This window comes from Zoogloea sp. GW822-FHT05C07, assembly GCF_058800215.1.
On record NZ_CM179510.1, the window covers coordinates 2,506,612 to 2,532,717 of the forward strand.

At 67.2% G+C, this 26,106-nt stretch carries 22 protein-coding genes; 10 read left to right on the forward strand and 12 right to left on the reverse strand.

Annotated elements, in window-relative coordinates; translation table 11 throughout:
- The first annotated feature begins 51 nt into the window (after positions 1 to 51).
- The 3 genes from AC3QL2_RS11825 to AC3QL2_RS11835 all read left to right on the forward strand — a co-directional run bounded on the left by AC3QL2_RS11825 (position 52) and on the right by AC3QL2_RS11835 (position 3,159).
- Entirely contained in the window at positions 52 to 741 is a 690-nt protein-coding gene (locus tag AC3QL2_RS11825; RefSeq protein WP_493235883.1) for an HD domain-containing protein, read from the forward strand.
- A gap of 63 nt (positions 742 to 804) precedes the next feature.
- On the forward strand, positions 805 to 2,109 hold the full coding sequence (locus AC3QL2_RS11830; RefSeq protein WP_493235882.1) for an HD-GYP domain-containing protein: 1,305 nt from the start codon (positions 805 to 807) through the stop codon (positions 2,107 to 2,109).
- 12 nt (positions 2,110 to 2,121) lie between these two features.
- On the forward strand, positions 2,122 to 3,159 hold the full coding sequence (locus AC3QL2_RS11835) for an NAD(P)H-dependent flavin oxidoreductase (protein ID WP_493235881.1): 1,038 nt from the start codon (positions 2,122 to 2,124) through the stop codon (positions 3,157 to 3,159).
- 101 nt (positions 3,160 to 3,260) lie between these two features.
- On the opposite strand, the gene AC3QL2_RS11840 is transcribed toward AC3QL2_RS11835, so the two are convergent.
- Positions 3,261 to 6,710 carry an AAA family ATPase gene (locus tag AC3QL2_RS11840; RefSeq protein ID WP_493235880.1) on the reverse strand — a complete coding sequence of 1,150 codons (3,450 nt, stop codon included), beginning with the start codon at positions 6,708 to 6,710 and terminating at the stop codon, positions 3,261 to 3,263.
- A complete protein-coding gene (gene sbcD, locus AC3QL2_RS11845) occupies positions 6,707 to 7,936 on the reverse strand; it encodes an exonuclease subunit SbcD (RefSeq protein ID WP_493235879.1) in 1,230 nt (409 codons plus the stop codon). Before sbcD ends, AC3QL2_RS11840 begins: the two co-directional genes overlap by 4 nt.
- A gap of 214 nt (positions 7,937 to 8,150) precedes the next feature.
- On the opposite strand from sbcD, the gene AC3QL2_RS11850 reads away from it, so the two are divergent.
- On the forward strand, positions 8,151 to 9,347 hold the full coding sequence (locus AC3QL2_RS11850; protein WP_493235878.1) for a GGDEF domain-containing protein: 1,197 nt from the start codon (positions 8,151 to 8,153) through the stop codon (positions 9,345 to 9,347).
- Between the two features lie 13 nt (positions 9,348 to 9,360).
- Positions 9,361 to 10,485, forward strand: a complete 1,125-nt coding sequence (locus tag AC3QL2_RS11855; RefSeq protein WP_493235877.1) for an FIST signal transduction protein — start codon at positions 9,361 to 9,363, stop codon at positions 10,483 to 10,485.
- A 35-nt stretch (positions 10,486 to 10,520) separates the two neighbouring features.
- Here AC3QL2_RS11855 and AC3QL2_RS11860 read toward each other — a convergent pair whose 3' ends face one another.
- The 3 genes from AC3QL2_RS11860 to AC3QL2_RS11870 all read right to left on the reverse strand — a co-directional run bounded on the left by AC3QL2_RS11860 (position 10,521) and on the right by AC3QL2_RS11870 (position 12,415).
- Complete coding sequence (locus tag AC3QL2_RS11860; RefSeq protein ID WP_493235876.1) at positions 10,521 to 11,816, reverse strand: amidohydrolase; 1,296 nt, start codon at positions 11,814 to 11,816, stop codon at positions 10,521 to 10,523.
- Positions 11,817 to 11,912: 96 nt separating this feature from the next.
- The gene (locus AC3QL2_RS11865; RefSeq protein ID WP_493235874.1) at positions 11,913 to 12,212 is read right to left on the reverse strand and encodes a hypothetical protein; all 300 of its coding nucleotides are present in this window, start codon (positions 12,210 to 12,212) and stop codon (positions 11,913 to 11,915) included.
- A complete protein-coding gene (locus AC3QL2_RS11870) occupies positions 12,209 to 12,415 on the reverse strand; it encodes a hypothetical protein (RefSeq protein ID WP_493235873.1) in 207 nt (68 codons plus the stop codon). The genes AC3QL2_RS11865 and AC3QL2_RS11870 overlap by 4 nt, the downstream gene beginning before the upstream one ends.
- A 14-nt stretch (positions 12,416 to 12,429) precedes the next feature.
- Here AC3QL2_RS11870 and AC3QL2_RS11875 point away from each other — a divergent pair, with 14 nt between their 5' ends.
- From AC3QL2_RS11875 to AC3QL2_RS11885, 3 genes are all read left to right on the forward strand, one after another.
- A complete protein-coding gene (locus AC3QL2_RS11875) occupies positions 12,430 to 12,873 on the forward strand; it encodes an amidohydrolase family protein (RefSeq protein WP_493235872.1) in 444 nt (147 codons plus the stop codon).
- A gap of 172 nt (positions 12,874 to 13,045) precedes the next feature.
- Entirely contained in the window at positions 13,046 to 14,425 is a 1,380-nt protein-coding gene (locus AC3QL2_RS11880; RefSeq protein ID WP_493235871.1) for an NAD(P)/FAD-dependent oxidoreductase, read from the forward strand.
- 89 nt (positions 14,426 to 14,514) lie between these two features.
- A complete protein-coding gene (locus AC3QL2_RS11885; protein WP_493235870.1) occupies positions 14,515 to 17,673 on the forward strand; it encodes an ATP-binding protein in 3,159 nt (1,052 codons plus the stop codon).
- 146 nt (positions 17,674 to 17,819) lie between these two features.
- Here AC3QL2_RS11885 and AC3QL2_RS11890 read toward each other — a convergent pair whose 3' ends face one another.
- Entirely contained in the window at positions 17,820 to 18,584 is a 765-nt protein-coding gene (locus AC3QL2_RS11890; protein WP_493235869.1) for a metallophosphoesterase family protein, read from the reverse strand.
- A 210-nt stretch (positions 18,585 to 18,794) separates the two neighbouring features.
- Between AC3QL2_RS11890 and AC3QL2_RS11895 the strand changes: the two genes are divergently transcribed.
- Positions 18,795 to 19,430 (forward strand): MarC family protein, encoded by a 636-nt coding sequence (locus AC3QL2_RS11895; RefSeq protein WP_493235868.1) that lies wholly within the window; start codon positions 18,795 to 18,797, stop codon positions 19,428 to 19,430.
- 23 nt (positions 19,431 to 19,453) lie between these two features.
- Here AC3QL2_RS11895 and AC3QL2_RS11900 read toward each other — a convergent pair whose 3' ends face one another.
- Complete coding sequence (locus tag AC3QL2_RS11900) at positions 19,454 to 20,818, reverse strand: diguanylate cyclase domain-containing protein (RefSeq protein ID WP_493235867.1); 1,365 nt, start codon at positions 20,816 to 20,818, stop codon at positions 19,454 to 19,456.
- A gap of 160 nt (positions 20,819 to 20,978) precedes the next feature.
- Between AC3QL2_RS11900 and AC3QL2_RS11905 the strand changes: the two genes are divergently transcribed.
- Entirely contained in the window at positions 20,979 to 21,431 is a 453-nt protein-coding gene (locus AC3QL2_RS11905; RefSeq protein ID WP_493235866.1) for an SRPBCC family protein, read from the forward strand.
- A gap of 150 nt (positions 21,432 to 21,581) precedes the next feature.
- On the opposite strand, the gene folB is transcribed toward AC3QL2_RS11905, so the two are convergent.
- From folB to AC3QL2_RS11930, 5 genes are all read right to left on the reverse strand, one after another.
- Complete coding sequence (gene folB, locus AC3QL2_RS11910) at positions 21,582 to 21,977, reverse strand: dihydroneopterin aldolase (RefSeq protein ID WP_481116400.1); 396 nt, start codon at positions 21,975 to 21,977, stop codon at positions 21,582 to 21,584.
- 69 nt (positions 21,978 to 22,046) lie between these two features.
- Positions 22,047 to 22,964, reverse strand: coding sequence for a bifunctional methylenetetrahydrofolate dehydrogenase/methenyltetrahydrofolate cyclohydrolase FolD (gene folD / locus AC3QL2_RS11915; RefSeq protein WP_493240392.1), 918 nt, complete (start codon positions 22,962 to 22,964; stop codon positions 22,047 to 22,049).
- 91 nt (positions 22,965 to 23,055) lie between these two features.
- Positions 23,056 to 24,417 carry an FMN-binding glutamate synthase family protein gene (locus AC3QL2_RS11920; RefSeq protein WP_493236357.1) on the reverse strand — a complete coding sequence of 454 codons (1,362 nt, stop codon included), beginning with the start codon at positions 24,415 to 24,417 and terminating at the stop codon, positions 23,056 to 23,058.
- 96 nt (positions 24,418 to 24,513) lie between these two features.
- Positions 24,514 to 25,203, reverse strand: a complete 690-nt coding sequence (locus AC3QL2_RS11925) for a protein glxC (RefSeq protein WP_493236358.1) — start codon at positions 25,201 to 25,203, stop codon at positions 24,514 to 24,516.
- Positions 25,191 to 26,099 carry a class II glutamine amidotransferase gene (locus AC3QL2_RS11930; RefSeq protein ID WP_493236360.1) on the reverse strand — a complete coding sequence of 303 codons (909 nt, stop codon included), beginning with the start codon at positions 26,097 to 26,099 and terminating at the stop codon, positions 25,191 to 25,193. The genes AC3QL2_RS11925 and AC3QL2_RS11930 overlap by 13 nt, the downstream gene beginning before the upstream one ends.
- Positions 26,100 to 26,106 lie beyond the last annotated feature (7 nt).

Consider the following 26,106-nt stretch of genomic DNA (forward strand, 5'->3'; position numbering starts at 1 on the left):
TCGTGGATCATTCGCGGCTCTGTCCGCCCTTCGACCACGAGGTTTGCATCCATGTCCGATTTCCCTGGCATTCTCGCTCACTGGCAGCCGCGCATGATCGCCCTCGCCGCGGCTGCCGCCGATGGTGACGGCGCCCATGACGTGCAGCACCTGCACCGGGTGTGGCGCGTTGCGCAGCAGTTGCTGGCCGAGTACCCCGCGGCCGACGGCCTGGTGGTGCTGGCCGCTTGTTATCTGCACGACCTCGTCAATCTGCCCAAGGACGACCCGCGCCGCGCCCAGGCCTCCCGGCTGGCGGCGCAGCAGGCCCGCGCCAGGCTGGTGGAGGCGGGCTTTCCGGCGGAGCGGCTCGACGCCGTGGCCCACGCCATCGAGGCCCACAGTTTTTCGGCGGGCATTCCGCCGCGCAGCCTGGAAGCGCAGATCGTGCAGGACGCCGACCGCATGGACGCCCTCGGCGCAGTCGGCCTCGCACGCATGTTCTACACCGCCGGGCGCATGGGCTCGGCGCTGGCTCACGCCGACGATCCCCTCGCGCTGCGGCGCCCGGCCGACGACCGGGCCTATTCCCTCGATCACATCGAGGTGAAGCTGGCCACCTTGCCGGCCTTGATGAACACCGCCGCCGCCAGGCGTCTCGGCGAGCAGCGCGTAGCCTGGCTGCGGGAATTCCGGGCGGTGTTCGTGGCCGAGTGGGGGGCGGAATCAGTCCCCGCCACCGATGTTGCCGGCGGGGACTGACTCTGGCGCAATCCGGCGGCAGCCTTCGCACGGGTTGGCGGTGACCCGTGCCCCGCGGCGATAATGGAATCCTCGTCACAGCAGGCGCGCATCGTCGCGGGCATGAACACTTTCAACCGGCGTACCGCCATGCGGATCACTGCCGTCAGCGTGCTGCTGGCGGTGCTGGCCGGCCCGATCGCCTGGTTCCTGGCGCGGGAGCAGGCCGAGGAGGCCGCCGTGTCGCTGGGGATGGAAGAGTCGCGCCGCCTGCTGCGTCATTTCGATGCCCTGGCGCTCAACGGCCCTGAGGCTGCCGACAAGGCCGCCAAGGCGGCCCACGCGATCGCCGGCGGGCTGTTCGACATTGCCGAGCTTTACGACGCCGAGGGCCACAAGCTGGCCGTCGCGATGTCCGCCGAAGGGACCACGGTCGAAGCGCGGCTGCCGGAACACCTCAGCCCGGCGCACCGCAGCGCGTCCTACGAAAGCCTGTGGCTGGACGGCAATACACGCTGGATCCTGCGCATCTTCGTGCCGCTGCAGGATGCTGCCGGCGATGGCCTGCCGCGGATCTCCGGTTATTTCGAAGGCGTGCGCGTGGTGCCCGACTGGCAGCGCCAGCAGATCCGCAGCCACGCGCTGCATGCGGCGCTGCTGGCCGGGCTGGCCTCGCTGCTGTGCGGCGCGGTGATCTACCCGGTGGTCGTGCGCCTGTCCGCCGATAACCAGCGCAAGGCCCGCGAGGTGCTCGATTCGCACATTTCGATGATGGATGCCCTCGGCCGCGCCATCGCCAAGCGGGATTCGGACACCGGCGCCCACAACTACCGGGTCGCCTGGATCGCCACCCGCATCGCCGAGCGGCTGGGTCTGCGCGGCCAGGCGATGCAGGCTCTGATAGCTGGCAGCTTCCTGCACGACGTCGGCAAGATCGGCATCCCAGACGCGATCCTGCTCAAGCCCGGCAAACTCGACGCGCACGAATCCGACACCATGCATACCCATGTGCAGCAGGGCGAGGAGATCGTCACCGGCATCGGCTGGCTGGAAGGCGCCGCGGCGGTGGTGGCCGGCCACCACGAGAAATGGAACGGCGCCGGCTATCCGCGCGGCCTGGCCGGCGAGGCGATCCCGCTGGCGGCGCGGATCTTCGCGGTTGCCGATGTGTTCGACGCGCTGTGCTCCAAGCGCCCCTATAAAGCCCCGCTGGATTTCGAGGCCGCCATGGCGATCCTCGACCGGGACAGCGGCAGCCATTTCGACCCCGCCGTGATGGATGCCTTCCGGCCCATTGCGCGGGACATATTCGAGCGCCTGGCCGATTGCGATGAAGGCCAGGCCAGACAATTGCTGGACGAACGCGTCCGCCTGCATTTCGGCATCTAAGGAGATCTTCTGATGAGCATCACCGAGCTTTTCGGCATCACCCTCCCAGTCATCCAGGCCCCGCTGGCCGGCGTGCAGGGGAGCGCGCTGGCCATCGCGGTATCCGAGGCCGGCGGCCTCGGCTCGCTGCCCTGCGCGATGCTGAGCCCCGAAGCGCTGGAGAAGGAGCTGTCGGCCATCCACGTGGCCACCGACAAGCCCTACAACGTCAATTTCTTCTGCCACCGCCCGCCGCAGCCCAGCGCCGAGCGGGAGGCTGCGTGGCGTGCCGCACTGGCGCCGTACTACGCGGAGTTCGGCATCGATCCGGCGGGCATTCCGGCCGGCCCCGGCCGCAATCCGTTCACGGCCGAGACGGCGGACATCATCGAAGTCTTTCGCCCGCCGGTGGTCAGCTTCCACTTCGGCCTGCCGTCCGCCGACCTGCTGGCTCGGGTCAGGAAATGGGGTGCCAAGGTGCTGTCGTCCGCCACCACGGTGGAGGAAGCCCTGTGGCTCGAAGCCCACGGCGCCGACGCGATCATCGCCCAGGGCCTGGAGGCGGGCGGCCACCGCGGCCATTTCCTGAACCACGACCTGAGTGTCCAGTCGGGCACCTTCGCGCTGCTGCCGCGCATCGTGCATGCGGTGAAAGTGCCGGTGATCGCCGCCGGTGGCATCGTCGATGCGCGTGGCGTGGCGGCGGCGCTGGCCCTCGGCGCGGCCGGCGTGCAGGCCGGCACCGCCTACCTGCTGTGCCCCGAGGCCACCACCAGCGCCGTGCACCGTGCCGCCCTCAAGAGTTCGGCCGCCGGCCACACGGCCCTCACCAACCTGTTCACCGGCCGCCCGGCGCGCGGCATCGTCAATCGTGCGATGCGTGAGTTGGGACCGCTCAGCCCGCTGGCACCGGAGTTCCCCCTCTCCACCGCCGCCATCGCTCCCCTGCGCGCCGCCGCAGAGAGCCGTGGCAGCGGTGACTTCTCGCCGCTGTGGTGCGGCCAGAACGTGCTCGGCTGCCGGGAGGTCGGCGCGGCGGAAGTGACGCGGGCGCTGGCCGAGGGGGCGTAGGTCAGGAGGCCGCGCCGCAGCCTATCCGGACTGCGGAGGCGAATTGAACTGGGGGATTGCCCGTGCCGGCGAACGCAATCGCCGGCACGGGCGTGGCGCGCCTACACCACCAGCCGCGAATGCCCCACGCCGCCGCCCTTGTCCACGCGGATCTGGGCGGTGATGCGTTCCTTGAGGCCTTCCACGTGGCTGATGATGCCGATCATCTTGCCGCTGGCATTCAGCGTGTCGAGGGCATCCAGCGCGATGTCGAGGGTCTCGCCGTCGAGGGTGCCGAAGCCTTCGTCGAGGAACAGGGAGTCGATGGAGGTCTTGTGGCTGACCAGGTCCGACAGGGCCAGCGCCAGCGCCAGGCTGACCAGGAAGCTCTCGCCGCCGGACAGGGTGCGGGTGTCGCGGGCGGCTTCGCCCTGCCAGCTGTCCACGATGTCCAGTTCCAGCTCGCCGCTGGTCCTGCGGCGCAGCAGGTAGCGGCCGTGCAGGCGGGCCAGGTGGCGGTTGGCCAGGTGCAGCAGGTGGTCCAGGGTCAGGCCCTGGGCGAACTTGCGGAACTTGTCGCCCTTGGCGGAGCCGATCAGGCCGTCGAGGCGTAGCCATAGCTCGGTTTCGGCGGCCTGGGCATCGATCTGCGCGAACAGCGCCTGCTGGCTGTTGCGGCGCTGGGCGTCGCTGTCGAGCAGCGCCCGCTCGGCGCCGTGGCGTTCGTCGATGTCCTTCAGGCGGCCTTCCTGTTCCGCCAGCAGGCGTTCCAGTTCGATCAGCGGCAGCGCCGTGCGGGCTTCGGCGAGCAGGCCGGCGTGCTTGTCGCGGGCGGCGCGCAGCAGGGTGTCGGCCTGCTGGCGGGCCTGCTGCAGGCCGTCCTTGTGCTGCTGCAGGCGCTGGCGCTCGTCGGCTGGCAACAGCGCGGCGAGGAAGGCGTCCCGGTCGGCGAAGGGGCTGGCGGCGAGGGCGGCTTGCCAGGTTCCGGTGGCCGTGAGCAGCGCGCTGCGCTGGTCGGCCAGGCTGTGTTCCAGTTGCTGGCGGCGGCCGTGCAGCGCGGCGAGTTCGGCGGCCAGGCCGCTGATCCGTTCGGCGCAGCGGGCCAGCGCGGCGGGGGCATCGTCGCCGGGGGACGGTAGCTCGATGACGACGGTTTCGCGCATCTCCTGCAGCTTCTCCCAGCGGGATTCCCACTGGGCGGCGTCGGCATCGGCGGCCTCGCAGCGGGCCTGCTGGCGGCTGAGTTCGGCGGCCAGCTGCTGGCGGCGCTGCTGTACGCCCTGCCATTCCTGCCATTCGGCGTCGCGTTCGCGCAGCCACGACGCCGGCTCGGTGGGCAGGCTGAAGCCAGCGTCGGCCAGGCTGCTGCCGAGGCGGGCGTCGAGGGTGGCCAGCTCCTGCCGGCGCGCGTCGAGTTGTTTACCGCTATCGGCGTGGCGGGTCCGGGCGGTGGCCAGTGCCTGGCGGGCCAGTTCCAGTTGATTGCCGGCGGCCTGCCAGGTCTGGCTGCGTGCGTGGGCGAGTTGGGTGGCCTGCTGGACGAGGCGTTCGCCCTGCTCGGCGGCTTGCAGGGTTTCGGCGAGGCGGTTCAGGGCCTGGGTTGCGGTGGCGCGGGCGGCCTGCAGGCGCTCGGGCTGCTGCCAGTCGTCGACGGCGACCGTGTCGGCCAGTACGGCGTGGCGGTCGGACCACTCGGCGGCCAGGCGGGCCAGTTCGCCGCCGAGGCGGGTGTGTTCGGCCTGCGCGGCGTCGCGGCGGGTTTGCAGCGCCGTCAGCTCGTTGCGGGCTTTCTGGCCCTGTTCGATCAGCGCCTCCAGTTCGGTTTGTCGGGCTTTCAGCGCGCCTTCGGTGGCGGACACGTCGAGGGCCTGGTAGGCGGCGACGGCCGGGTGTTCGGTGGCGCCGCACAGGGGGCAGGCCTGGCCGGGCTGGAGGTGCTGGCGGTGGGCTTCCAGGCTCAGGATGCGCCGTTCCTGGTCGAGCATCTTCTGCTTGTCGCCGACCTGTTCCTTGAGGACGGCGTGTTTCTCCCGCAGCGCGACGAGGGCCTTGTCCTGGGCCTCGATGACGGCCTGCTCCCGTTGCAGTTGCCCCGTCAGCTCGGCATGGCGGGCCGATTGTTCGCGGCGCCGGCCGGCCAGTTCGTCGAGCTGCTGCCACAGGGCGACGGTGCCCTGGGCGTGTTGCCAGCGCTGGCGCAGCGCGTCCAGGCTGGCGCCGTTCAGACGCTGGAGCTGGGTCGCCTGGGCAGCGTTGAGTTCCGCTTCGGCCTGCGTCCGGGCCTGTTCGGCGCTAGCCAGGGCCTGGGTGTGCTGGGCGAGTCGGGTGTCGTGGCTGAGGATTTCGGCGGCCAGTGCGTCGAGGCTGCGCTGGCCGTCGATGAGGCCCTGCTGCAGCGACTGGCGTTGCTCGAACTGCTGGCGCCAGGCGCCGAGCTGCTCGCCCAGTTGGGCGCGGCGCGCGTGGCTGGTGCAGAAGGCGTCGAGGCGCAGCTGCTCGTCCTGCAGTTGTTGCCAGTGCCGGCGCGTGACGGCGGCGACGTGGCGGGCCAGCTGGTCGGCGGTGGCGTGCTGGCGGTCCTGATCTTGTTCCAGCGTGAGGCGTTCGGTGGCGAGTTGCTGTAACTGCGCTTCGCTGTGGCGGACGGCGGCTTCGGCCTGCTGCCATTGTTCATGCACCGGCTTGAGGGCTTCCGCAGGTTCGCCGGCGGCCAGCCGGCCGAGCAGCGGGGTGGCGTCGGCAATGGCCTGGTCGGCGGCCTGCAGGCGGGTGGCGGCCACGCCGGCTTCCCGTTCGGCGTCGTCCACGCCGCTCCGCCACTGGCGCAGGGCCAGCGTGGCGTCCCGCTCGCGGCGGGCCTCTGTCTGGGCGCTGGCGAGGGCGGCGAGGGCTTGCGCCTTCTCGGCGCGGGCTTCCGCGCTCAGCAGTTCGACGCCTTCGGCCCGGGCCTTCAGGTGGTCGAGCTGCTGGCGGGCTTCCTGGGTCTGGCGGTAGACGCGTTCGGAGATCAAGCCGTAGATGTCGCTGCCGGTCAGCTCTTCGAGCAGCTCGGCGCGTTCGTTGGCGCTGGCGTTGAGGAAGGCCGCGAAGCCGCCCTGGGCGAGCAGCATCGACTTGGTGAAGCGGGCGAAGTCGAGCCCGGTGATGGCCTCGATGCGCTTCAACTTGTCGTTGATCTGGCTGCTGAGGATCTTGCCTTCGCCACTGGCGGCATCCACTTCGGCCAGCTCGACCTTGGGTGCCTGCAGCGCGCCGTCGGGCTTGTTGCGGGCCCGGCGCTGGCTCCAGAAGGCCCGGTACACCGTGCCCTTCACGTCGAACTCGACCTCCGCCAGGCAGTCGGCGGTGTGGCGGGTCATGATGTCGTTGGCCGACGCGGAGATGCTCTTCAGGCGCGGCGTCTCGTGGTAGAGGGCCAGGCAGATGGCGTCGAGCAGCGTGGACTTGCCGGCGCCGGTGGGGCCGGTGATCGCGAACAGGCCGTTGTCGGAGAAGGGCGGCCGCGTGAAGTCGACGCTCCACTCGTCCTTAAGGGAGTTCAGGTTCTTGAGGCGCAGGCGCAGGATCTTCATGCCGGGTTCTCCTCGAGGCCGGCGAGCACGCTGCGGAAGCGCTCGGTGAGGGCGGCGCGCAGTTCGTCGGTCAGCTCTTCCAGGGCCAGGCGGCGCGCGAAGACGTCGTCCGGCGTCAGTTCGTCGAGCGTTTCCCGGGCCTCGGAGATCAGGCTGGCCGCGGCGGTGCCGCGGGCCCGGCGGATGCGCAGCACTTCCACCGGCAGGCCGTCGGTCATGCTTTCGATGCGGGCCGGCAGGTCGGCCAGGTAGTCGTCGGTGCGCACCACCACTTCCAGCCAGACCGGGTTTTCAGGATTGCCGTCGAGCGCGGCGGCGGCGATGGCGGGTTTCAGGTCGTCGAGGCTGCCGGTGAGGCTGGCCAGCGCCTGGAAGCGCGGCACCGGCAGCGGCGTAACGGCCTGCAGGCCAGCGGCGTCCAGGTCCACCAGCAGCACTTCTTTCTGCTGGCCGGCCTCGTCGAAGGACAGCGGGATCGGCGAGCCACTGTAGCGGATGTGTTCCAGCCCGCCGACCCGCTGCGGGCGGTGGATGTGGCCGAGGGCGATGTAGTCGGCAGGCGGGAAGGCGCTGGTCGGAAAGGCTTCCAGCGCGCCCACGTAGATCTCACGCACCGACTCGCTGGCGCTGGCGCCGACGGTGGTCAGGTGGCCGGTGGCGATCAGCGGCAGGCTGCGGCCCAGCTCGGTGGCGAGTGCGCTGCGGCGCATCTCGGCGGCGGCGAAAACGTCGTGGTAATGGGCCTGGATCGCCGCCTGCAGCGATGCCTGCTTGTCCTCCGCGCTGTCGCCGGCCTGACTGCGGATCACGTCGCGGGGGCGGATGAAGGGGATCGCGCAGACCACGCAGCCCGGCGTGCCATCCCGCCGGGGCAGCACGCGCACCTGTTCGTCCGCCCCGTCGGCGGCCGGTACCACAGTGGCGCCGAGGCGGGCCAGCAGGTCGCGGCTCTCGCCGAGGGTCGCCACCGAATCGTGGTTGCCGCCGAGCAGCAGCAGCGCCACACCGGCCTCGTGTAGGCCCACCACCAGCTGCGAATACAGCTCCCGCGCGTAGCTCGGCGGCGTGCCGGTGTCGAAGATGTCGCCGGCGATCAGCAGCGCATCCACCGCGTGTTCCCGCACCTGTTCGAGCAGCCAGGCGATCAGTGCCTGGTGCTCGGCCTGGCGGGTCTTGCCGATGAAATGCTGGCCGAGGTGCCAGTCGGACGTATGGAGGATGCGCATGGAGTCGGAACGGAAGGCGGCAGGGGCGCTAATTTACTCCAGCCGGTCCGCCGATGGCGGGGAGGAAATTTGCCACTGTCGGGTTGAAGTGCGAATTCAGTGAATCATCAAATTTGATATATTTACAATTATTCCAAGCACAAAGCGTCACGACCCTGGCAGTGGAAGCCGATCTTCCCGCTGCCGGTCGAGGAGACACGCTCCCGAGATATCCATGTCTGAACCGGATCAGCGCCAGATCATCGAGCGCGCCCTGAAGGATTGCCTGTCGCTGATTCCGCCAGGCCTGCAGGATGCCTTCCACGCCTACCAGGACGAGCACTATCGGCGCTTTCTGCTGATGGTCACGCTGCTCGGGCAGGTCGCCTACATGTCCTACGTGCTGGCCGACATGATTGTCGTGCCGGATGTCTTCGGCCTGTCCCTCGCCGTGCGTTCGGCCTACGTTGCGCTGGTGCTGCCGCTGACGCTGGCGATGTTCCTGTGGTCGCGGAACATCCGCCTGCTCGACCTGCTGCTGCCGGTGCAGATCTTCTTTGCGGCGGTGCTGTGGTTCTGGCTGCTGGCCCGTAGCAACAGCCCGTGGGTGAGCAGCTACCAATACGCCTCGGTGATCTTCATCGTGCTCGCCAACCTGTGCGTGCAGGTGCGCTTCCTGCCTTCCCTAGCGATCTCGCTGCTGATCTCGGCGGTGATCATGCACGGTGTGTACCGGCTGGCTGCCGGCAACCGGGAAGTGGTGCTGGTGTTCTCGCTGGTGTATCTGCCGGTGCTGCTGTTCAGCCTGTTCATCAGCTGGAGCACCACGCTGGAGCGGCGCCGCGCCTTCCTGCGCGCGCTGCTCGACAAGATGACCGGGGAGGCGTTGTCCGAAGCCAACCAGCGGCTGCAGGCGCTGGCCCATATCGACCCGCTGACCGGTGTCAGCAACCGTCGTGATTTCGAGATGGGTGCCCAGCGCGAACTGGCCCGCGCCCAGCGTCACCAGCGTGCCCTGTCCCTGCTGATCTTCGACGTGGACCACTTCAAGCGCATCAACGATGCCCACGGCCACGCAGTCGGCGACGAAGTCCTGCGCGTGCTCGCCGGCGTCGCCCAGCAGGAACTGCGCGAGCAAGACCTGCTGGCCCGCTTTGGTGGCGAAGAGTTCGTCGCGCTACTGCCCGACACGGCGCTGGACGAGGCGTTGGTGGTGGCCGAGCGCTTGCGCTGCGTGCTGGGAGCCTGCTGCGTTTCGAGCGCTGAGGCCGAGATCCGCTTCACGGTCTCGGTGGGGGTGGCCCAACTGGCCGACGATTCGTCCGAATTGGCATCCTTGCTGAAGGCCGCCGACAAGGCCCTGTACCAGGCCAAGCAGAAGGGGCGTAACCAGGTGTGCCTGGCGTTCCGCGGCATGGTTACCGAAAGTTAGAATTTACTTACCCATGCCCAATCGACTTTTCGCTTATACGGACGCCAGCCCCGCCGCGGTGGAGGGCATGATCGCCCAGTGGCGGCAGGACCACCCCAAGGTCGGTGTGCTGTTGCTGTTGCCCGAAGCGGAAAAGGCGCAGGTTCCGGCCCTCCAGGCGGTGTTCCGGGACGCCAATGTGCCGCTGGTCGGTGCGATCTTCCCGGCGCTGATCGTCAATGACGAATTCGTGTCCCGCGGTGCCTGGCTGATCGGTCTCGACCCGATGCCGCCGACCTTCCTGCTCGACCAGCTTGATGCGGACGTGCCGTCCTCCAGTGCGCGCATCGCCGACGCAGTCCGCCGGATTCGCCGGCATGAAGGCCGGGGCGACACCTTGTTCCTGATCTTCGATGCCACCGTGCCCACCATCGGCTCCATCCTGCTCGGCATCTATGGCGAACTGCAGGACAGCGTTGAGTATTCGGGCATCAATGCCGGTAGTGAGACCTTCCAGCGCATCCCCTGCCTGTTCGACAGGGAGCGGTTAGTGGAAAACGGCGTGGCCAGCTTGTTGATGCCGGCCCTCAAGAGCGTCGTCAAGCACGAATACCCCGTTGCGAAGCGTCTGATGCAGGCCACCTCCGCCCAGGGCAACAAGATCAAGCTGATCAACCAGCGCCCGGCGATGGACGTCTATCGGGAGCTGATCCAGGCCGAGTACGGCGTGACGCTGACCCACGACAATTTCTATGACTACGCGGTGCATTACCCCTTCGGACTGGTGATGGCCGCCAACGTGGTGGTGCGCATCCCGGTCGGCTTCGAGGAGGACGGCGCCATCATCTGCGTCGGCGAGATCCCGCCCTGTTCCATCCTCAGCCTGCTCAAGGCGCCCGACCTGGAAAGCAGCCACTGCGTCGCGGCCATCGCCAACGCCCTGGGCTGCGATGTGGATTCACCGCGCGACGCGCTGCTGACCTTCTACTGCGCCGGCCGCCGCCTGCACCTGCAGGGTGACTCCCTGGAGGAACTGCGCCAGCTGCGCAGTCGCACCGGAGCAGAGCGCCTGGTTGGGGCCCTGTCTCTTGGTGAAATCTCTTCCTTCGAGGACATCGGTATCCCCGATTTCCACAACGCGGCGCTGGTGTGTTTTTGAGCGTTGCGTAAGGTGGCCGCATCGACGGGTGCGTGTCACCGCTGCCGAGCCAGAAAGTTCACTGCCATCGACGCCATTGCCCGCGTACCGACCACCAGCGCCTTCTCATCCACGAAGAACTGGGGATTGTGGTTGGGGGCGGCCTTGGCAGGGTCTTGTCCTTCCGGTGTGATGCCGAGAAACACGAACAGTGCCGGCGTCTGCTTGGCGTAGAACGAAAAGTCCTCCGCGGCTCCCGGTAGGGCTGCTGTGCCGACCTTTCCGTCGGTGGCGCGTTTCAGCACCGGGGCCATCTGCTGGGCCAGCGCTTCGTCGTTCACGGTTTCGTCATACATCGGGACGATGCTCACGTCGGCGTGGGCGCCGCTGCTCTCGGCGATCTTCTCGGCACTCAGCCGGATGTCTTCGCCGACCTGTTTGCGCACCTGCTTGTCGTAGGTGCGGATGGTGCCGCTCATCTCCACGCTTTCGGGCACGATGTTGGGGCCCGTGCCGCCGTGAATGGAACCGATCGTCACGACCACCGGCGACACCGTGAGGTTGGCCTTGCGGCTGACGACGGTCTGCAGGCCACTGATCATCAAGGCCGAGGTGGCCACCGGATCGACCGTGAACCAGGGCATGCCGCCGTGGCCTTGCTTGCCCTTGACGGTGATGTTGAGCGTATCGCTGCTGGCCGTGGTCGATCCCACGCGCCAGGTGATCTCGCCGGAACGGCCGGGCATCACGTGGAGGCCGAACACGGCGGCAGGCTTTAGCCGCTTGAACAGGCCTTCTTCCAGCATCATGCGCGCGCCCCAGGTCTTGCCCGGGCCCGGCATGAACAGGCTTGGCCCTTCTTCGGCGGGCTGGAAGATGAACATGACCGTACCCGGCAGCTGCGGCTTCATACCAGCCAGCACCGACGCGGTCGCCATCAGCATCGCGGTGTGGGCGTCATGGCCGCAGGCGTGCATTACGGAGACCTCGTTACCCTGGTAGTTGCCTTTGGCCGTGGAGGCAAATGGCAGGCCGGCTGGCTCCTTGACCGGAAGGGCGTCCATGTCGGCCCGCAAGGCAACTACCGGGCCTGGCTGAGCCCCGCGCAGAATCCCCACCACGCCATGTCGGGCGACGCCGGTCTGCACCTCGATGCCGAGGCTGCGCAGATGATCGGCGACCAGCTTTGCCGTGTGCACTTCCTGGTCGCCGAGTTCCGGATGCTGGTGGATGTTGCGGCGCCATGCGATGAGTTGGGTTTCCACCGCTGCCGCCCGCGTGCGCACCTCGGTTTCAAGGGCTGTACTGTCTGTGGCGCGGGCACTGCTGATCCCCACGCTTATCATCAGCATTGAACTGCAGAGCAGGGATAGGCATGGGTTCTCGTTCATTCTTGTTCTCCGTCGGATTCACGTGGGTGCGCTATGTGCTGCCCTGCACAGCTTCAGTCATTCAACATTGTCGTTGCTGCTGGGGCCGGTCGAGAAACCGGGCGGGTAGACGACGGACGCGGTTTCATGCGGTGCGTCGGGGGCTTTTTCGGTCGCGGCCTGCGTGCGGGCCCGTTCCCCGTGGGCGCAGGGTGAATCCTTGTGGGCGAAGTGGTCGGCCTTGCCCTTGTGGTCGGTGGCTTCGGCCGTTGAATGGGCGACTGCCGTCGGTTCGCGCTTTCCAGCGTGACCCTGGGCAAATGCGATGGTGGGCAGAACGCATAGTGCCGCCAGCGCGAAATTGACTTTGATCTTCATGGACGTGCTCCCATGTCGAAGTGAATGGCAGGGTTATGGACTGCCGCGATCGTGCTCCTTTCCGGGGTGGTGGTTTTGTCGTTATAGACCAATGGACTGCGCAAGGTGTCGTCCGGCCTGTTCAGGATGCATGCCTGTACAACAGGCGCCCATTGGAGATCGAGTACGCGCTCGATGTGCTGAAGGCGGTCGTCTTCGGCCATCCGACGATCGCCCTGTGCTGCCCGACGTCACGCCGCTGATCACCGAGATTCCGCAGGATACGGCCCGTGCCATCACCAACCTGCTGTTCCCCGGTGCCTTCTCCCGTTACCGGGATATCCGCTTCATCTTCACGCACGCGGGCGGCAACATGCCGATGATGGTCGGGCGCATGAAGCAGTACGGGCCGGCAAGCCTGTCCACCCTTGCGCCGCTGGGCATCGAGCAGGAACTGCGGCGGCATTTCTTCGATCTGGCCGGCACGGCGAACAAGCCGGCGGTGGCCGCCATCACTAGCGTCGTTCCGGTATCGCAGATCCTGATGGGCAGCGACAACCCTTACGTGCCGCTGGGTGAGACCGCGCGCGACTTCCACAGCCTCGGCCTGTCCAGCGCGGAGCTGCGGGCCATCGGGCGGGAAAATGCCCTGTCCCTGCTACCGACCCTGGCGGCCCGATAAGGCGCCCGCCGCGTATCGAAGGTCGGCTTCCCAGCGGCGCCGTCGCGCCCCTTTTTCGGCCCCACGAAATACAATCACTGGCCTGATTGCCTGCCCGGCGCGTGTGCGCCGGGTGTATTCATCTTGCCGTGGTGGGCGGGATCTTCGGATTTACTTACTGACAAGACCCTCAATGAATATGAGCAATTCCACACCTCGTCATCCTGATGCATCCTTCGACGTCGCGGCCGGCAATCCGGGCCTGCATCAAGTCGTCATCGTCGGCGGTGGTGCCGGCGGACTCGAGCTGGCCACGCGTCTCGGCGACAAATTTGGCCGGAAAGGCCAGGCCGCCATTTCGCTGGTCGAGAAGTCGCGCACTCACTTCTGGAAGCCGCACCTGCACGAGATCGCCGCCGGGAGCATGGATCTCGGCACCTACGAGTTGAATCACCTGGCCCAGTCCTATTGGCATGGCTACAGCTACCGGTTCGGCGAGGTGGTGGCGATCGATCGCGAGAAGCGCCAGGTCATCACGGCGCCCTATGTGGACGAACATGGCGAGGAGCTGATCGCCCCCCGCATCTTCCACTACGACACGCTGGTCATTTCGGTCGGCAGCCTGACCAATGATTTCGGCGTGCCGGGGGTGAAGGAGCATGCCATCGCCCTCGAGACGCCGGAGCAGGCCGTCCGCTTCCATCGGCGCATGGTCAATGCGTGCATCCGCGCCCATGCCCAGCACACCCCGTTCCGTCCCGGGCAGCTGACGGTGGCCATCATCGGTGCCGGCGCCACCGGGGTCGAGCTGGCTGCCGAGTTGCACAACACCGCGCGGGCACTGGTTTCCTACGGTCTCGACCGGATCGATCCGGAGAAGGACATCCGGATCGTGGTCATCGAGGCGGCCCCGCGCATCCTGCCGGCGGCGCCGGAGCGTATTTCCGCCGGGGCGACCCGCCTGCTGGAGAAGATCGGCGTGGAGATCAAGACGCAGGCGACGGTTGCCGAGGTGATGGCCGATGGCATCCGGCTCGCCAGCGGGGAAATCATCGCCTCGGAACTGGTGGTCTGGGCCGCGGGGGTCAAGGCCCCGGAAATGTTGAAGGATTTTGGCGGGCTGGAGAGCAACCGGATCAATCAGCTGCTCGTCTTGCCGACCTTGCAGACCACCCGGGACGAGAACGTCTTCGTCATCGGCGACTGCGCGGCCTGCCAGTGGGAAGGGAAGCCAGCGGGCGTCATGGTCCCGCCGCGGGCCCAGGCGGCACACCAGCAGGCGCAGCACATGTTCAAGCAGATCCGCGCCCGCCTGCGCGGCCAGCCGCTCAAACCCTGGCGCTACCGCGACTTCGGCTCGCTGGTTTCCCTCGGCAAATATTCGACGGTCGGCAACCTGATGGGCGGGCTGGTTGGCAGCAACATCTGGGTCGAAGGCCTGTTCGCCAGGCTCATGTACAACTCCCTGTACAAGATGCACGAACTCGCGCTGCACGGATTCACGAAGGTTGCGCTCGATACGCTGGCGCGTTTGATCACCAAGCGGACGGAGCCGCACGTCAAGCTGCACTGAGATGCACGCTTGAAGTGCTCGGGTCGATGCGCCTTTCAAGACTTCGGACCACGTCGCCGTATATCTGGATCGCAGCGTCTGCGATTGCAGTGATCGCGGCGCTGTCCGCGCTCGTGGTGTGGAATTCCCGCGCCGAAAGCTACACCCTGGCGGAGATATCGGTACTCAACACGGCGAAGACCGTTGCTGTCCAGGTTGAAAGCGGGTTCTCGGAAGTTGATGCCTTGCTGAAGGCCACCGGGCAGCGTTTCCAGCATCACCGCTCGCACAGCAGCCCGCAGCTCGTTGCCGACTTCATCGACAGGCTGAGCATCGAGCTGGCCGAACATCCGCTGGTGATACGCCTCGGGGTTGCCGACGCGGATGGAAATGTGGTGCTGAATACGGGGATCCGCGGCGGCCAGAACGCCATCCCCAACATCGCGGACCGGGAGTATTTCTCGAAAGCCAGGGCTGGGCTGAAGGGGCTCCAGTTTGCCGGCCCGGTGCAGGCGAAGCTCGACGGCCAGTGGTCGCTGGTATTGGCGCGCCCGCTCGATGAGAAGGAGGGCAAGTTCCAGGGGATGATCTTTGCCGTCATTCCGATTGAAAGACTGGGGCAGGCCCTGGCGAAGATCGACCTCGGTGCGCACGGAACGATCAATGTGCGAACCCTGGATCTCGCCCAGGTCGTCCGCTACCCCGCGCTGTCGGGGGCCAACAGCGGCGTCGGCAATCGCAATGTCTCGCAGACCGCGCTGGATCTGCTGCGCAGCCGGCCGACGGCCGATCACTTCACCTACTCGGTCGTGGCGCCCATCGACGGTGTGGAACGTGTCTATTGCTATCAGCGCTTCGAACATTTCCCCTTCTGGATGACCGCCGGGCGCGCGACGGCGGATTTTTCCGGCAAATGGAAGATGACCGCGGGGGTTCTCGCCCTGGCGAACCTGGTGATCGGCTGGCTGTTGCTCAAATGGGCGAGTTTGCTCGGGGCGCATATGTCGCAACTCAACCGGCGCGTCCACGAGCGGACCCACGATCTGGAGGAGCGCGAGCGCTTTCTGCGCACGGTGGCCGATGCCGTCCCCGGCATGATCGGCTATTGGGACAGGGATCTGCGCAATCGCTTTGCCAATTGGGCGTATTTGAACTGGTTCGGCAGGACCGCCGAGCAGATGAGCGGAATACCGATCCGGGATCTGCTGGGGGATGAACTCTTTCGTCTCAACGAGCCGTATATCGACGGGGCCCTGAAAGGTGAGCGGCAGCGCTTCGAGCGCACGCTGACGATGCCGGATGGCAGCCAGCACCATACATTGGCCGAATACATCCCCGATGTTCGCGATGGGGAAGTGCAAGGCTTCTATGCCCTGGTTTTCGACATCACGGAAATCGAGGAGGCAAGGCGTCAGGCGCAGAAAGCCAACCAGGCCAAGAGCCTGTTCCTGAGCACGATGAGCCATGAAATGCGGACGCCCCTCAATGCGATCATCGGCATGACGCACACGCTGGGCCTGAGTAGTCTGGATGCAGATCAGCGCGAACAGCTGGCGACGATCCAGAGCGCCAGCCGTAACCTGTTGGCGCAGATCAACGATGTCCTCGACCTCGCCAAGATCGAGGCGGGCGAAATCGTGCTTGAAACGGTCCGCTTCAGGCTGCGGGACATCCTTCTCGATGTCGAGCGCCTGTTCGGCCCCGAAGCCCGGGCCAAGGGGCTGATCTTCCTGCCCCCCGCCAACCTGGAGGCCTATCCGGAAAGCCTCGAAGGCGACGCCCAGAAGATCCGCCAGATACTGATCAACCTGGTCGGCAATGCTCTCAAGTTCACCGCGGCGGGGCGTATCGAGCTGCAACTCGGTGTCGTCGACCGCAATGCCGAGGTGGTCACGCTGCGCTTCAGCGTGACCGACACCGGCATCGGCATCGCCGGCGATGTGTTGCCCAGGCTGTTCCAGCCCTTCACGCAGGCCGATGCCTCCACCACGCGGAAGTACGGCGGCAGCGGTCTGGGGCTGTCGCTGGTCAGGCAACTGGCTGAAAACATGGGGGGGCGCGTTGGTGCGGAAAGCACGCCGGGCGGCGGCAGCACTTTCTGGTTCGAACTGCCGCTGCGGATCGCGGCGCGGGAGGACGAAAGGCCGGACTCCACGGCGTCCGGCCACCCGCCCATCCTCATCGTTGATGACAGCCCCGGTCCCGAATTGGCGGCGCTGGAGGGAGGGGGCAGCCGCTGCCTGCCGGGGCTGCGGGTATTGGTGGTGGACGACAGCGAGATGAATCTGGCCGTTTGCCGGCGTCTGCTCGAGCACGAAGGCGCCACGGCCACCCTGTGCAGTTCGGGGCAGGAGGCCCTCGGGCAGCTGGAGACGAGTCCGGCGGCTTTCGATGCGGTGCTGATGGACGTACAGATGCCGGAAATGGACGGCTACGAAGTGACGCGGCGGATGCGCGCCCTGCCCGGCGGGCGGAATCTGCCGGTGCTGGCGCTGACCGCCGGCGCGACCGTTGCAGAGCGCGAGCACGCACTTGCGGCGGGGATGGATGGATTCCTGACCAAGCCGATCGAACCGCTCGAATTGATACGTCGGCTGCGCCAGCACGTCGAGCAGCGACGGGGGCGCCCGTTGTCCATCGAGCCGCGCCCGGATGCGGCGCAGGCAGACGACGAAGGATGGCCGGCGATCAGGGGGATCGAGCTGGCACAGGTCCGTTACCGGCTCGCCGACGACCGCCGGTTGTTCCTCCGCCTGCTGGATGGTTTTCTGGGGGAGTCCTCTGATCTGATGGAGCAGGCCCGCCAGGCCATCGGCACGCAGCAATGGCATTCGGCGGAGAGCGCCCTGCATCGCCTGCGCGGGCAGGCAGGCAACATCGGCGCGATGGCGCTGGCGGCCGAGCTCGGACGCCTCGAAAGCGATGCGCGCGCTGGGCAACTGTCGGTGGAACGACTCGAGGCCTGCCGGGCGCAGGTCGATGCACTGGTCACAGGCCTGGATGCTTGGCGGGAATCGCGGCCCGCGCAGCGGGCTGGCCACGAGTCGGACGTTCATCCGCTCGATGCGGCCACGCTTGCGATCTTCAAGGAACAACTGGCCGGGCAGAACCTCGACGCACTGGAAACCTTCAAGTCCATTTCAGGCGGGCTGGAGGGGATTCTCGCGCCGGACGCGTACGCACAGATCGGTGACGCGGTCGGCCGGCTCGACTTCCCGCGGGCGTTGCAACTCCTGGACGAGCAGGACAGGACGGACCGGCCGGCCTGAATGGATGCCCGGCGGGCTTGCCCGCATCTTCCCGCCGCCCCGTCCGGTGGTCGTTGTGGTTTTGAAGCGTGGGCTGATGGGATTGGTGCGTTGTCCGATGTGCTCGTGGCCGGGGGAAGCCGGGGCCGGGTGTGCAGTGGGCGCCGTCAGCCCACCGTGACCGTCAGCCCAGGATCGAAAGCCGGATTCTCGGCGATGCCGTCGCGTACGTAGCCGCGTGGGTTGGCCAGCACGCGGGTGGTGCCGAGGCGGTAGTCAAAGCTGTCATGGGTGTGGCCGTGTATCCACAACGCGGCGCCGCTGCTGGCGACCAGGCTTTCCAGGTCGGAGACGAAGCAGGCGTTGAGCGGCGAACCGCTGAAGCGCGGGGCGATGCTGAGCGGTGACGGCGCGAAATGGGTCACCACCACCGTGTGGCCGGCGAAGGGTTCGGCGAGGCGGCGGGCCAGCCAGTCCGCGTGGCACTCGAACAGCGTGGCACAGTGCTGCGGGGTCAGGTAGTCCGGCCGGTCTCCGGCGATGGCGATGCGGCTGAAGTCGCGGCTGAAGCGGACGGCTTCCTGCATGGCCCGCTCGCGGGCGGCGCCGTCGCCGACGACGCGGAAATCGCTCCACAGCGTGGCGCCGAGGATGCGCATGTCGCCGATGCGCTTTTCACCGCAGTCGAGCACCGTCACTTGGCTGTCGCGGCTGAGATCCTGCAGCAGCCGGTTGGTGGCCGGGATGCTCGAGCCGTAGTACTCGTGGTTGCCGGCCACGTAGATTGTCGGGCGCTCAAGTGCCGCAGCCCATTGCAGCGCTGCCGGCGGACGCTGGATGTCGCCGGCAAGGATCAGCAGGTCCGCGCCGGTATCAGGCAGTTCGCAGGGCGCCAGCCCCAGGTGCAGGTCGGAGACGATCTGGAGTTTCATCGGTTGTGGCTCAGCGGTATGGGGGATTGGACAGGAGTGGTGGTCCGTCGGCGTCCGCTCTCAAGCATAGCCGCCAGCGCACCGTGCATGGAAGTCCGCAGCCCTCGGTGGGGGGGCCGGCGATGCGTCGGCCGCGTTGGCGGAAACCCCGGTTGCCTGCGCGCTGCGGGGCGGACAACAATCTGGGCATCGTCCTGTTCCGTGTGCTCCATGCTTGCCATTGCCGCCCTCGCCATCAAGAAGACCGTGACCCTGTTTGCGCTGGTGGGGCCGGTGTCGATGATTCCGATCTTCCTGTCCGCCACCGAGGGCTTGGATCCAGCGGCCCGGCTGCGCTTCGCGCGGACGATAGGCGTCAGCGTGACGGTGGCGTTGCTGGTGGCAGCCTTCCTGGGCCTGCCCTTGCTGAGCTTCCTCGGCGTATCGCTGGGGGCGATGCAGGTGGGGGGCGGCATCATCGTGCTGCTGCTGGCGATTGCGATGGTGCTCGGCAAGGAGACCAGCTTCAAGGGTTCGCCGGCCAACGGTGGCCAGCCGGAGCGCCGGGAGGCGTCCATCGTGCCGCTGGCGGTGCCGCTGCTGGCCGGCCCGGCAGCCTTCAGCTACGTGATGGGCAACAGCGTGTGGGACAGCCGGCTGGACCTGATCCACGTGGTGCTGCCGATCGTGCTGGTCGGGCTGTCGTGCTGGCTCAGTTTCCGCATCGCCTGCACTGCCGGGCGGGAGATCCGCCAGGCCACGCTGAACGTGGTGGAGCGGGTCAGCGGCTTCATCCTGTCGGCGATGGCCATCGAGATGATGGCCACCGGACTGCGCCAGCTGTTTCCGCTGCTCGGCGGGGCGTAGCCGGGGCACCGGGGGCTGGAGCCTCAGCCTGCGGCGAAGCAGATCTGGTTGCGGCCGGCGGCCTTGGCGGCATACATCGCGGCGTCGGCGCGCCGGAGCATGGCTTCGCCGTCCATTTCGCAGGGCGGGAAGAGGGTCACGCCGAGGCTGGCCGAGCAATGGTGTTCCACCTGTTTGGTGGGTGCGTCGCCCTTGTCCATGGTGAGGAGGTAGGGGCGGGCCAGCGCGTCGCGGATGCGTTCCGCGACGTCGCGGGCATGCTGCAAGGTGGCGTCCCGCTGGCTGTCGGCCTGGCTGTTGTCGATCTGGGCCAGCAGCACCGCGAATTCATCGCCGCCGAGGCGTGCCACCGTGTCCTCGTCGCGCAGGCAGCCGGACAGGCGGTAAGCGACCTCCTGCAACAGCAGGTCGCCGGCCTTGTGGCCGTGGCAGTCGTTGAGGGGTTTGAAGTTGTCCAGGTCGAGATAGATGATCGCCCCATGGTGGCCGCTGCGCTGGCTGCGGGCCAGGGTCTGGGCCAGGCGGTCGAAGAACAGGCGGCGGTTGGGGAGGCCGGTGAGCGCATCGTAGTAGGCCAGCTGGTGGATCTGCTCCTCGTAGCGCTTGCGTTCGGTAAGATCGCGCATGGTGGCCAGCAGGGCCGGCTGGCCGTCCAGCTCCAGTGCGCTGAGGGTGATCTCGAGCGGTATTTCGGCCCGGGTGTCGTGGCGCAGCACAGTCCATTCCAGCTGATGATGGCCCTGGCGGCGGGCGGTCTCCATGTGCCGGGCGGCCAGTTCGGCCGATGTGGTGCCGCAGGGCTGCACCGGTGGGGTCAGCATGCTGGCACTGAGCCCGCGGAAGACCTCCCGGCTGGGGATGCCGAGCAGGTCCAGCGTGCTCTGGTTGCAGTCGATCAGGTGCTTTTCGTCGAGGACCGCCAGCGCCTCGTGGCTGGCCTCGAAGAGTACCCGGAAGCGCGCTTCCGAGCGCTTCAGCTCATCTTCGGCGGCTTTCAGTTCGGTGATGTCGATGAGCACGCCGGACAGGCCCGCAATGCGGCCGTCGCTGTCGAAGACCGGTGCCTTGACGGCCAAGTAATAGCGTTCCTCGGGATCGTCCTTGTTCAGGCGTGCTTCGCGGCGGGACAGGGGCAGGCCGGTGGCGAGGACTTCCTGGTCGTCGTGGTGCAGCCTGGCGGCGGTGTCGGCATCGAAGAAATCAGCCGAACTCCGCCCGATGATGGCGTCCAGCGAGGTGCCGAGGGTTTCGCAGAAGCGCTGGTTTGCATAGGTGTAGACCCCGTCCCGGTCCTTGGTGAAGATCAACGCGCCCAATCCGTCGAGCACGCCGCGCAGCGCATCCAGGTGGCTGCCGGAGGGGCGCTTGTCCTCGTCGCGATTGTGCATTTTCCACCCTGCCTCCAGACGGTCGTGTCCCGGCTACGTGATGCGGCGCTTTCGTTGTTTTTGATGTTTCCAACCATTCTAGTCCAAGGCTGCGGGAAGGGTGACAAGGGGGGTGTTGGGTGCTATTACTATGTCATCACCTCCGATTCGGGGACGAGCCATGCGTACATTCCAGACATCGACTGAAATCAGGGCCCCGGCAGAGCATGTCTGGCAGATCCAGACCGATGTGGCGCGCTGGCCGGAATGGACGGGGTCGGTGTCCAGCGTGGAGGCGCTGACGCCTTTGCCGCTGGCGGTCGGATCGAGTGTGCGCCTGTCCCAGCCGGGCTTTCCGGCGGCGATATGGACGGTCACCGCGCTGGAGCCCGGCGTGCATTTCGTGTGGGAGTCCCGCAGCCCAGGCATGAAGGCCGTCGCGCAGCACATGGTGACACCCACCGCGTCGGGCTGCGTCGTCGATCTGTGCATGGTGTACGAGGGCCTGCTGGGTGGCGTGATCGGTTTCCTGATGCGCCATGTGACTAAGCGTTTCCTCGCCATGGAGGCGAGCGGCTTGAAGTGGCAGGCGGAAAACCTGCCGGAAGAGGAACTGGCCTTCAACGCCAGCTGAGGCTGGCGTGGGGCGGCAATGGTTTGCGTTGTTGCCTAATTTTTAGGCAGTCGATAAAAATCCTGCCGTGTCAGGGGTTTGTGGCCAACCCCCACACCTTATCCACAGGCTTGGTCACGCCGGGCGGGGATAATCCACCGCCGCGGCGGATCAGCCTGCCGCAACGGCCTTGATGGTTTCGCGTTTCCACTCGCAGCTGCGGCTCACCGACACGCGGCGGGCCTTGGGCACCGCCAGTGGCTTGGCGATGCGGATCTCGGCGCGGCGCACCGGAAAGCGCGCGCCGATGGCGTCGAGCATGGCCTGGCTGAGGTTTTCCAGCAGGTTGAAGTGGCGGCTGGCGAGGAGCTCTTCCAGGCATTCGACGACCCGGTCGTAGTCCACCGTGTGGCGGATGTCGTCGCTGCGGGCGGCCAGCGTGCCGTCGATGGCCAGCGTGAGGTCGATCTCCAGCGGCTGGCGGGCGGCGAGTTCGTGGGCGTAGATGCCGATGGAAGCGTCGAGGGCGAGGCCTTCGAGGCGGATCAGGCAATCATCGGTGGACATGGGCAAGCTCCGGCGGCGGTGGTTGGGTGCGGCGCCGGAAACGCATCCGGCGCGTCGAGGGCGGCATTGTCAGCCATTCTTGAGGGTTGGTGCTTCCCAATCCTGAAAATCGTCGGCCTGGCGCATGCGTAGCGCCCGTTCGGCGGAGCGCAGGGTGTTCTCGATGAGCATGGTGACGGTCATCGGGCCGACGCCGCCGGGCACCGGGGTGATCCAGCTGGCCTTCTCCTTGACGCCGTCGAAGTCCACGTCGCCGACGATCTTGCCGGCGTTGGGGCCGTCCGTCAGGCGGTTGATGCCCACGTCGATGACGATGGCGCCTTCCTTGACCATTTGAGGCACGATCAGGCCCGGCTTGCCGGCGGCGACGATGAGGATGTCGGCGAGGATGGTGTGCTGGGCGAGGTCGCGGGTCTTTGCGTGGCAGATCGTCACGGTGGCCTCGCGCTGCAGCAGCATCAGGGCCATCGGCTTGCCGACGATGTTGCTGGCGCCGACCACGACCACGTTCTTGCCGGCCACGTCGGTGCCGGTGGTGTCGAGCAGCAATTGCACGCCGTAGGGCGTGCACGGCGGGAAGATGGTGTTGCCGACGACGAGTCCGCCGACGTTGTAGAGGTGAAAGCCGTCCACGTCCTTGTGCACCGAGATCGCCTCCAGCACGCTGCGCGGCTCGATGTGCGGGGGCAGCGGCAGCTGGATCAGGATGCCATGCACAGCTGGGTCGGCATTGAGGCGGGCGATGGTGGCAAGCACCTCGGCCTGGGGCGTATCGGCGGGCAGGGCGATGTGGAAGGAGCGCACGCCGCACTCCTCGCAGGCCTTGATCTTGTTGCCGACATAGACACGGGACGCGGGGTTGTCGCCGACAAGGATGACGGCCAGGCCGGGCTGAACGCCCTGGTCGGCGAGGTGATCGACGCGCTCCCGGAAGCCTTCGCGCAGGCGTTTCGAGAGGGCTTTGCCGTCGATGATCTGGGCGGTCACGGATTCAGTCTCCTGGAAAAAAGCGGGGCGATCCGTGGTCGGATCGCCCCGGCGAAACGCCTTGCGGGGCGAGAGGGAGAAACTTGCTTGCTCAGAAGCCCTGGCCGGGGATCCAGTTGGTGCCGGCGAGCGGCACGCCGGCCATGGCGGCGGCTTCGATGGTCAGGGCCACCAGGTCTTCCGGCTCCAGGTGATGCACGTTCTGCTTGCCGCAAGCCCGGGCGATGGTGGTGAGTTCCATGTTCAGGGTCTTGAGGTAGTTCTTGAGGTGCTTGGCGCCCACCGCCGGGGTCAGGCGTTGCTCCAGGATGGCGTCCTGGGTGGTGACGCCGACCGGGCACTTGCCGGTGTGGCAGTGGTGGCAGAAGCCGGGGGAGGTACCCAGCGCGTTGTAGTCGGCAATGGCGTCGTGGTGGGCGCCGTTCTGGAAGTAGGTCTCGCCGTTGCAGCCGAGGGCCACCAGCACGCCCTGGCCGATGGCCACCGCGTCGGCGCCCATCGCCAGCGCCTTGGCCACGTCGGCGCCGGTGCGGATGCCGCCGGAGACGATCAGCTGGACCTTGCCCTTCATGTCCAGGTCTTCGAGGGCATTGACGGCCTGGCGTACGGCTGCCAGGGTCGGGATGCCAATGTGTTCGATGAAGCAGGTCTGGGTGGCGGCGGTGCCGCCCTGCATGCCGTCCACCACCACCACGTCGGCGCCGGCATGGACGGCCAGCTTGACGTCGTTGAAGGTGCGGGTGGCGCCGACCTTCACGTAGATCGGTTTTTCCCAGTCGGTGATCTCGCGCAGTTCCTGGATCTTGATGGCCAGGTCATCCGGGCCGGTCCAGTCCGGGTGGCGGCAGGCGGAGCGCTGATCGACGCCTTCCGGCAGGGTGCGCATCTTGGCGACGCGCGGGTTCACCTTCTGGCCCAGCAGCATGCCGCCGCCGCCCGGCTTGGCGCCCTGGCCGATGACGACCTCGATGGCGTCGGCCTTGCGCACGTCGTCCGGGTTGAAGCCGTAGCGGGACGGCAGGCACTGATACACCAGGATCTTGGAGGAGCGGCGCTCTTCCGGCGTCATGCCGCCGTCGCCGGTGGTGGTGGAGGTGCCCATCTCGGTGGCGGCCAGGCCCAGCGCTTCCTTCACGTTGGCGGACAGGGCGCCGAAGCTCATGCCGGCGATGGTGATCGGGATATCGAGTTCGATCGGTTTCTTGGCGAAGCGGGTGCCCAGCACGGTCTTGGTCAGGCACTTCTCGCGGTAGCCCTCGAGCGGGTAGCGGGACATGGACGCGCCGAGGAAGACCAGGTCGTCGAAGTTGGGCAGCTTGCGCTTGGCGCCCATGCCGCGGATCTCGTAGAGGCCGTGGGCGGCGGCGTTGCGGATGTAGTCGAGGGTCTTGCGGTCGTAGCCGTAGGATTCCTCGCGGGAGAGGTTCTTGAATTGCACGGGTTTGGTTTCCATTTGGGAACTCCTCAATATTCGTCGGCTAAGTCCGTCGGCGTCGTCCTGATGGGGGCGGAGGCGGCTTTGGCGCTCCGCCCCGGACGGGGCGCGGGATCAATATTCCTGGTTGGCGTCGGCGTTCCAGTGATAAAGGGAACGCTTGGAGGCGATGCGCCTGAAGGCCTTCGGGTCGTGGTCGAGGCCGGCCTGGTCGAGCAGGCCGGCGACCGCGGCGATGTCTTCGTCGGTCATCGGTTCGTACTGGGCGTCGGCGCCGAGGGACTTCACGTTGCCCTTCACGTAGAGCACCGCTTCGTACAGCGAGTCGCCGAGGGCGTCGCCGGCGTCGCCGCAGATCACCATGCGGCCGGCTTGGGCCATGAAGGCCGAGAAGCTGCCCACCGAGCCGCCGACGACGATGTTGCCGCCCTTCAGCGAGATGCCGCAGCGCAGGCCGGCATCGCCGTCGATGACCAGCAGGCCGCCGTGGGCGGAGGCGCCGGCGCCGTTGGAGGCGAAGCCCTTCACGTGCACCTTGCCGCTCATCATGTTCTCGGCGACGCCGGTGCCGGCGCTGCCGGTGATCGTCACGCTGGCGGCCTTGTTCATACCGCCGGCGTAGTAGCCGGCGTGGCCGACGATCTCGACTTCCACCGGGCAGTCGAGGCCGACCGCGATGTTGTGGGCGCCGTCCGGGTTGAGCACGGTGACGTGGCGGGCCTTGCCGTCCTTGGCGTCGTTGTGCAGGAAAGTGTTGAGCTCGCGCAGGGGCTGGGTGGCGAGGTCAAAGGTCAGGCGTTCCATACGTACATCTCCTCGGGCGCGGGTTCGAAAACGGTGGCGTGCTTGATGCCGGGCAGGTGGGCCAGGGAGCGGAACTCGGAGGCGATGGCCACGTAGTCGTCGGTCTCGGCAACGACTGCCGGCTTGCAGGCGAAGGGGTCGCGGATCAGGGCCAGCTTGTCGGGCGTGCCCATCAGGAAGGTGAAGAAGCCGTCGAGCTCCTCGAAGCCTTTCTGCAGGGCGGTCTCCAGGTCGTCGCCTTCACGCAGGCGCCATTCCAGGAAGCGGCAGGCGGCTTCGGTGTCGTTGTCGGTCTCGAAGTGGATGCCGCGCGGCTCCAGCATGCGGCGGATGCCGTTGGGGTTGGACAGGGAGCCGTTGTGCACCAGGCAGAAGTCCTCGCCGGCGGTGAATGGGTGGGCGCGGTCCGGCGTCACGGCGGATTCGGTGGCCATCCGGGTGTGGCCGACCAGGTGCGAGCCGGTCAGCTTGCTGAAGTCGTAGCGGGCGGCCACTTCGGCCGGGGTGCCGATGTCCTTGTAGAGGTCGATGCTGCGCCCGGTGGACAGGATGTGCAGCTTGGGGTGGTGCTCGGCGATCCAGCGCTTGACGATGGCCGGGGCCACGTCGAAGGTCAGCACGGCGTGGTTGCCCTTGATTTCGATGCCGACCGGCACGCCGAGGTGGGACTTCAGTTCATGGCCGAGGCCGAGCCAGTTGAAGTCGGCGCCGTCCTCGGTGAGGCCGGAATACACGCTGATCTTGCGCTGGCTGTCGGCCAGGGGGTTGCCGAACACCGCCAGGCCGGCGGAGTCGGGGCCGCGCTCGGTCATGCCGATCAGCATCGGCACCATCAGTTCACCGAGCTTTTCCCGCAGGGCTGGCGTCTTGACCAGCAATCCGACGATTCCACACATAGTCGTT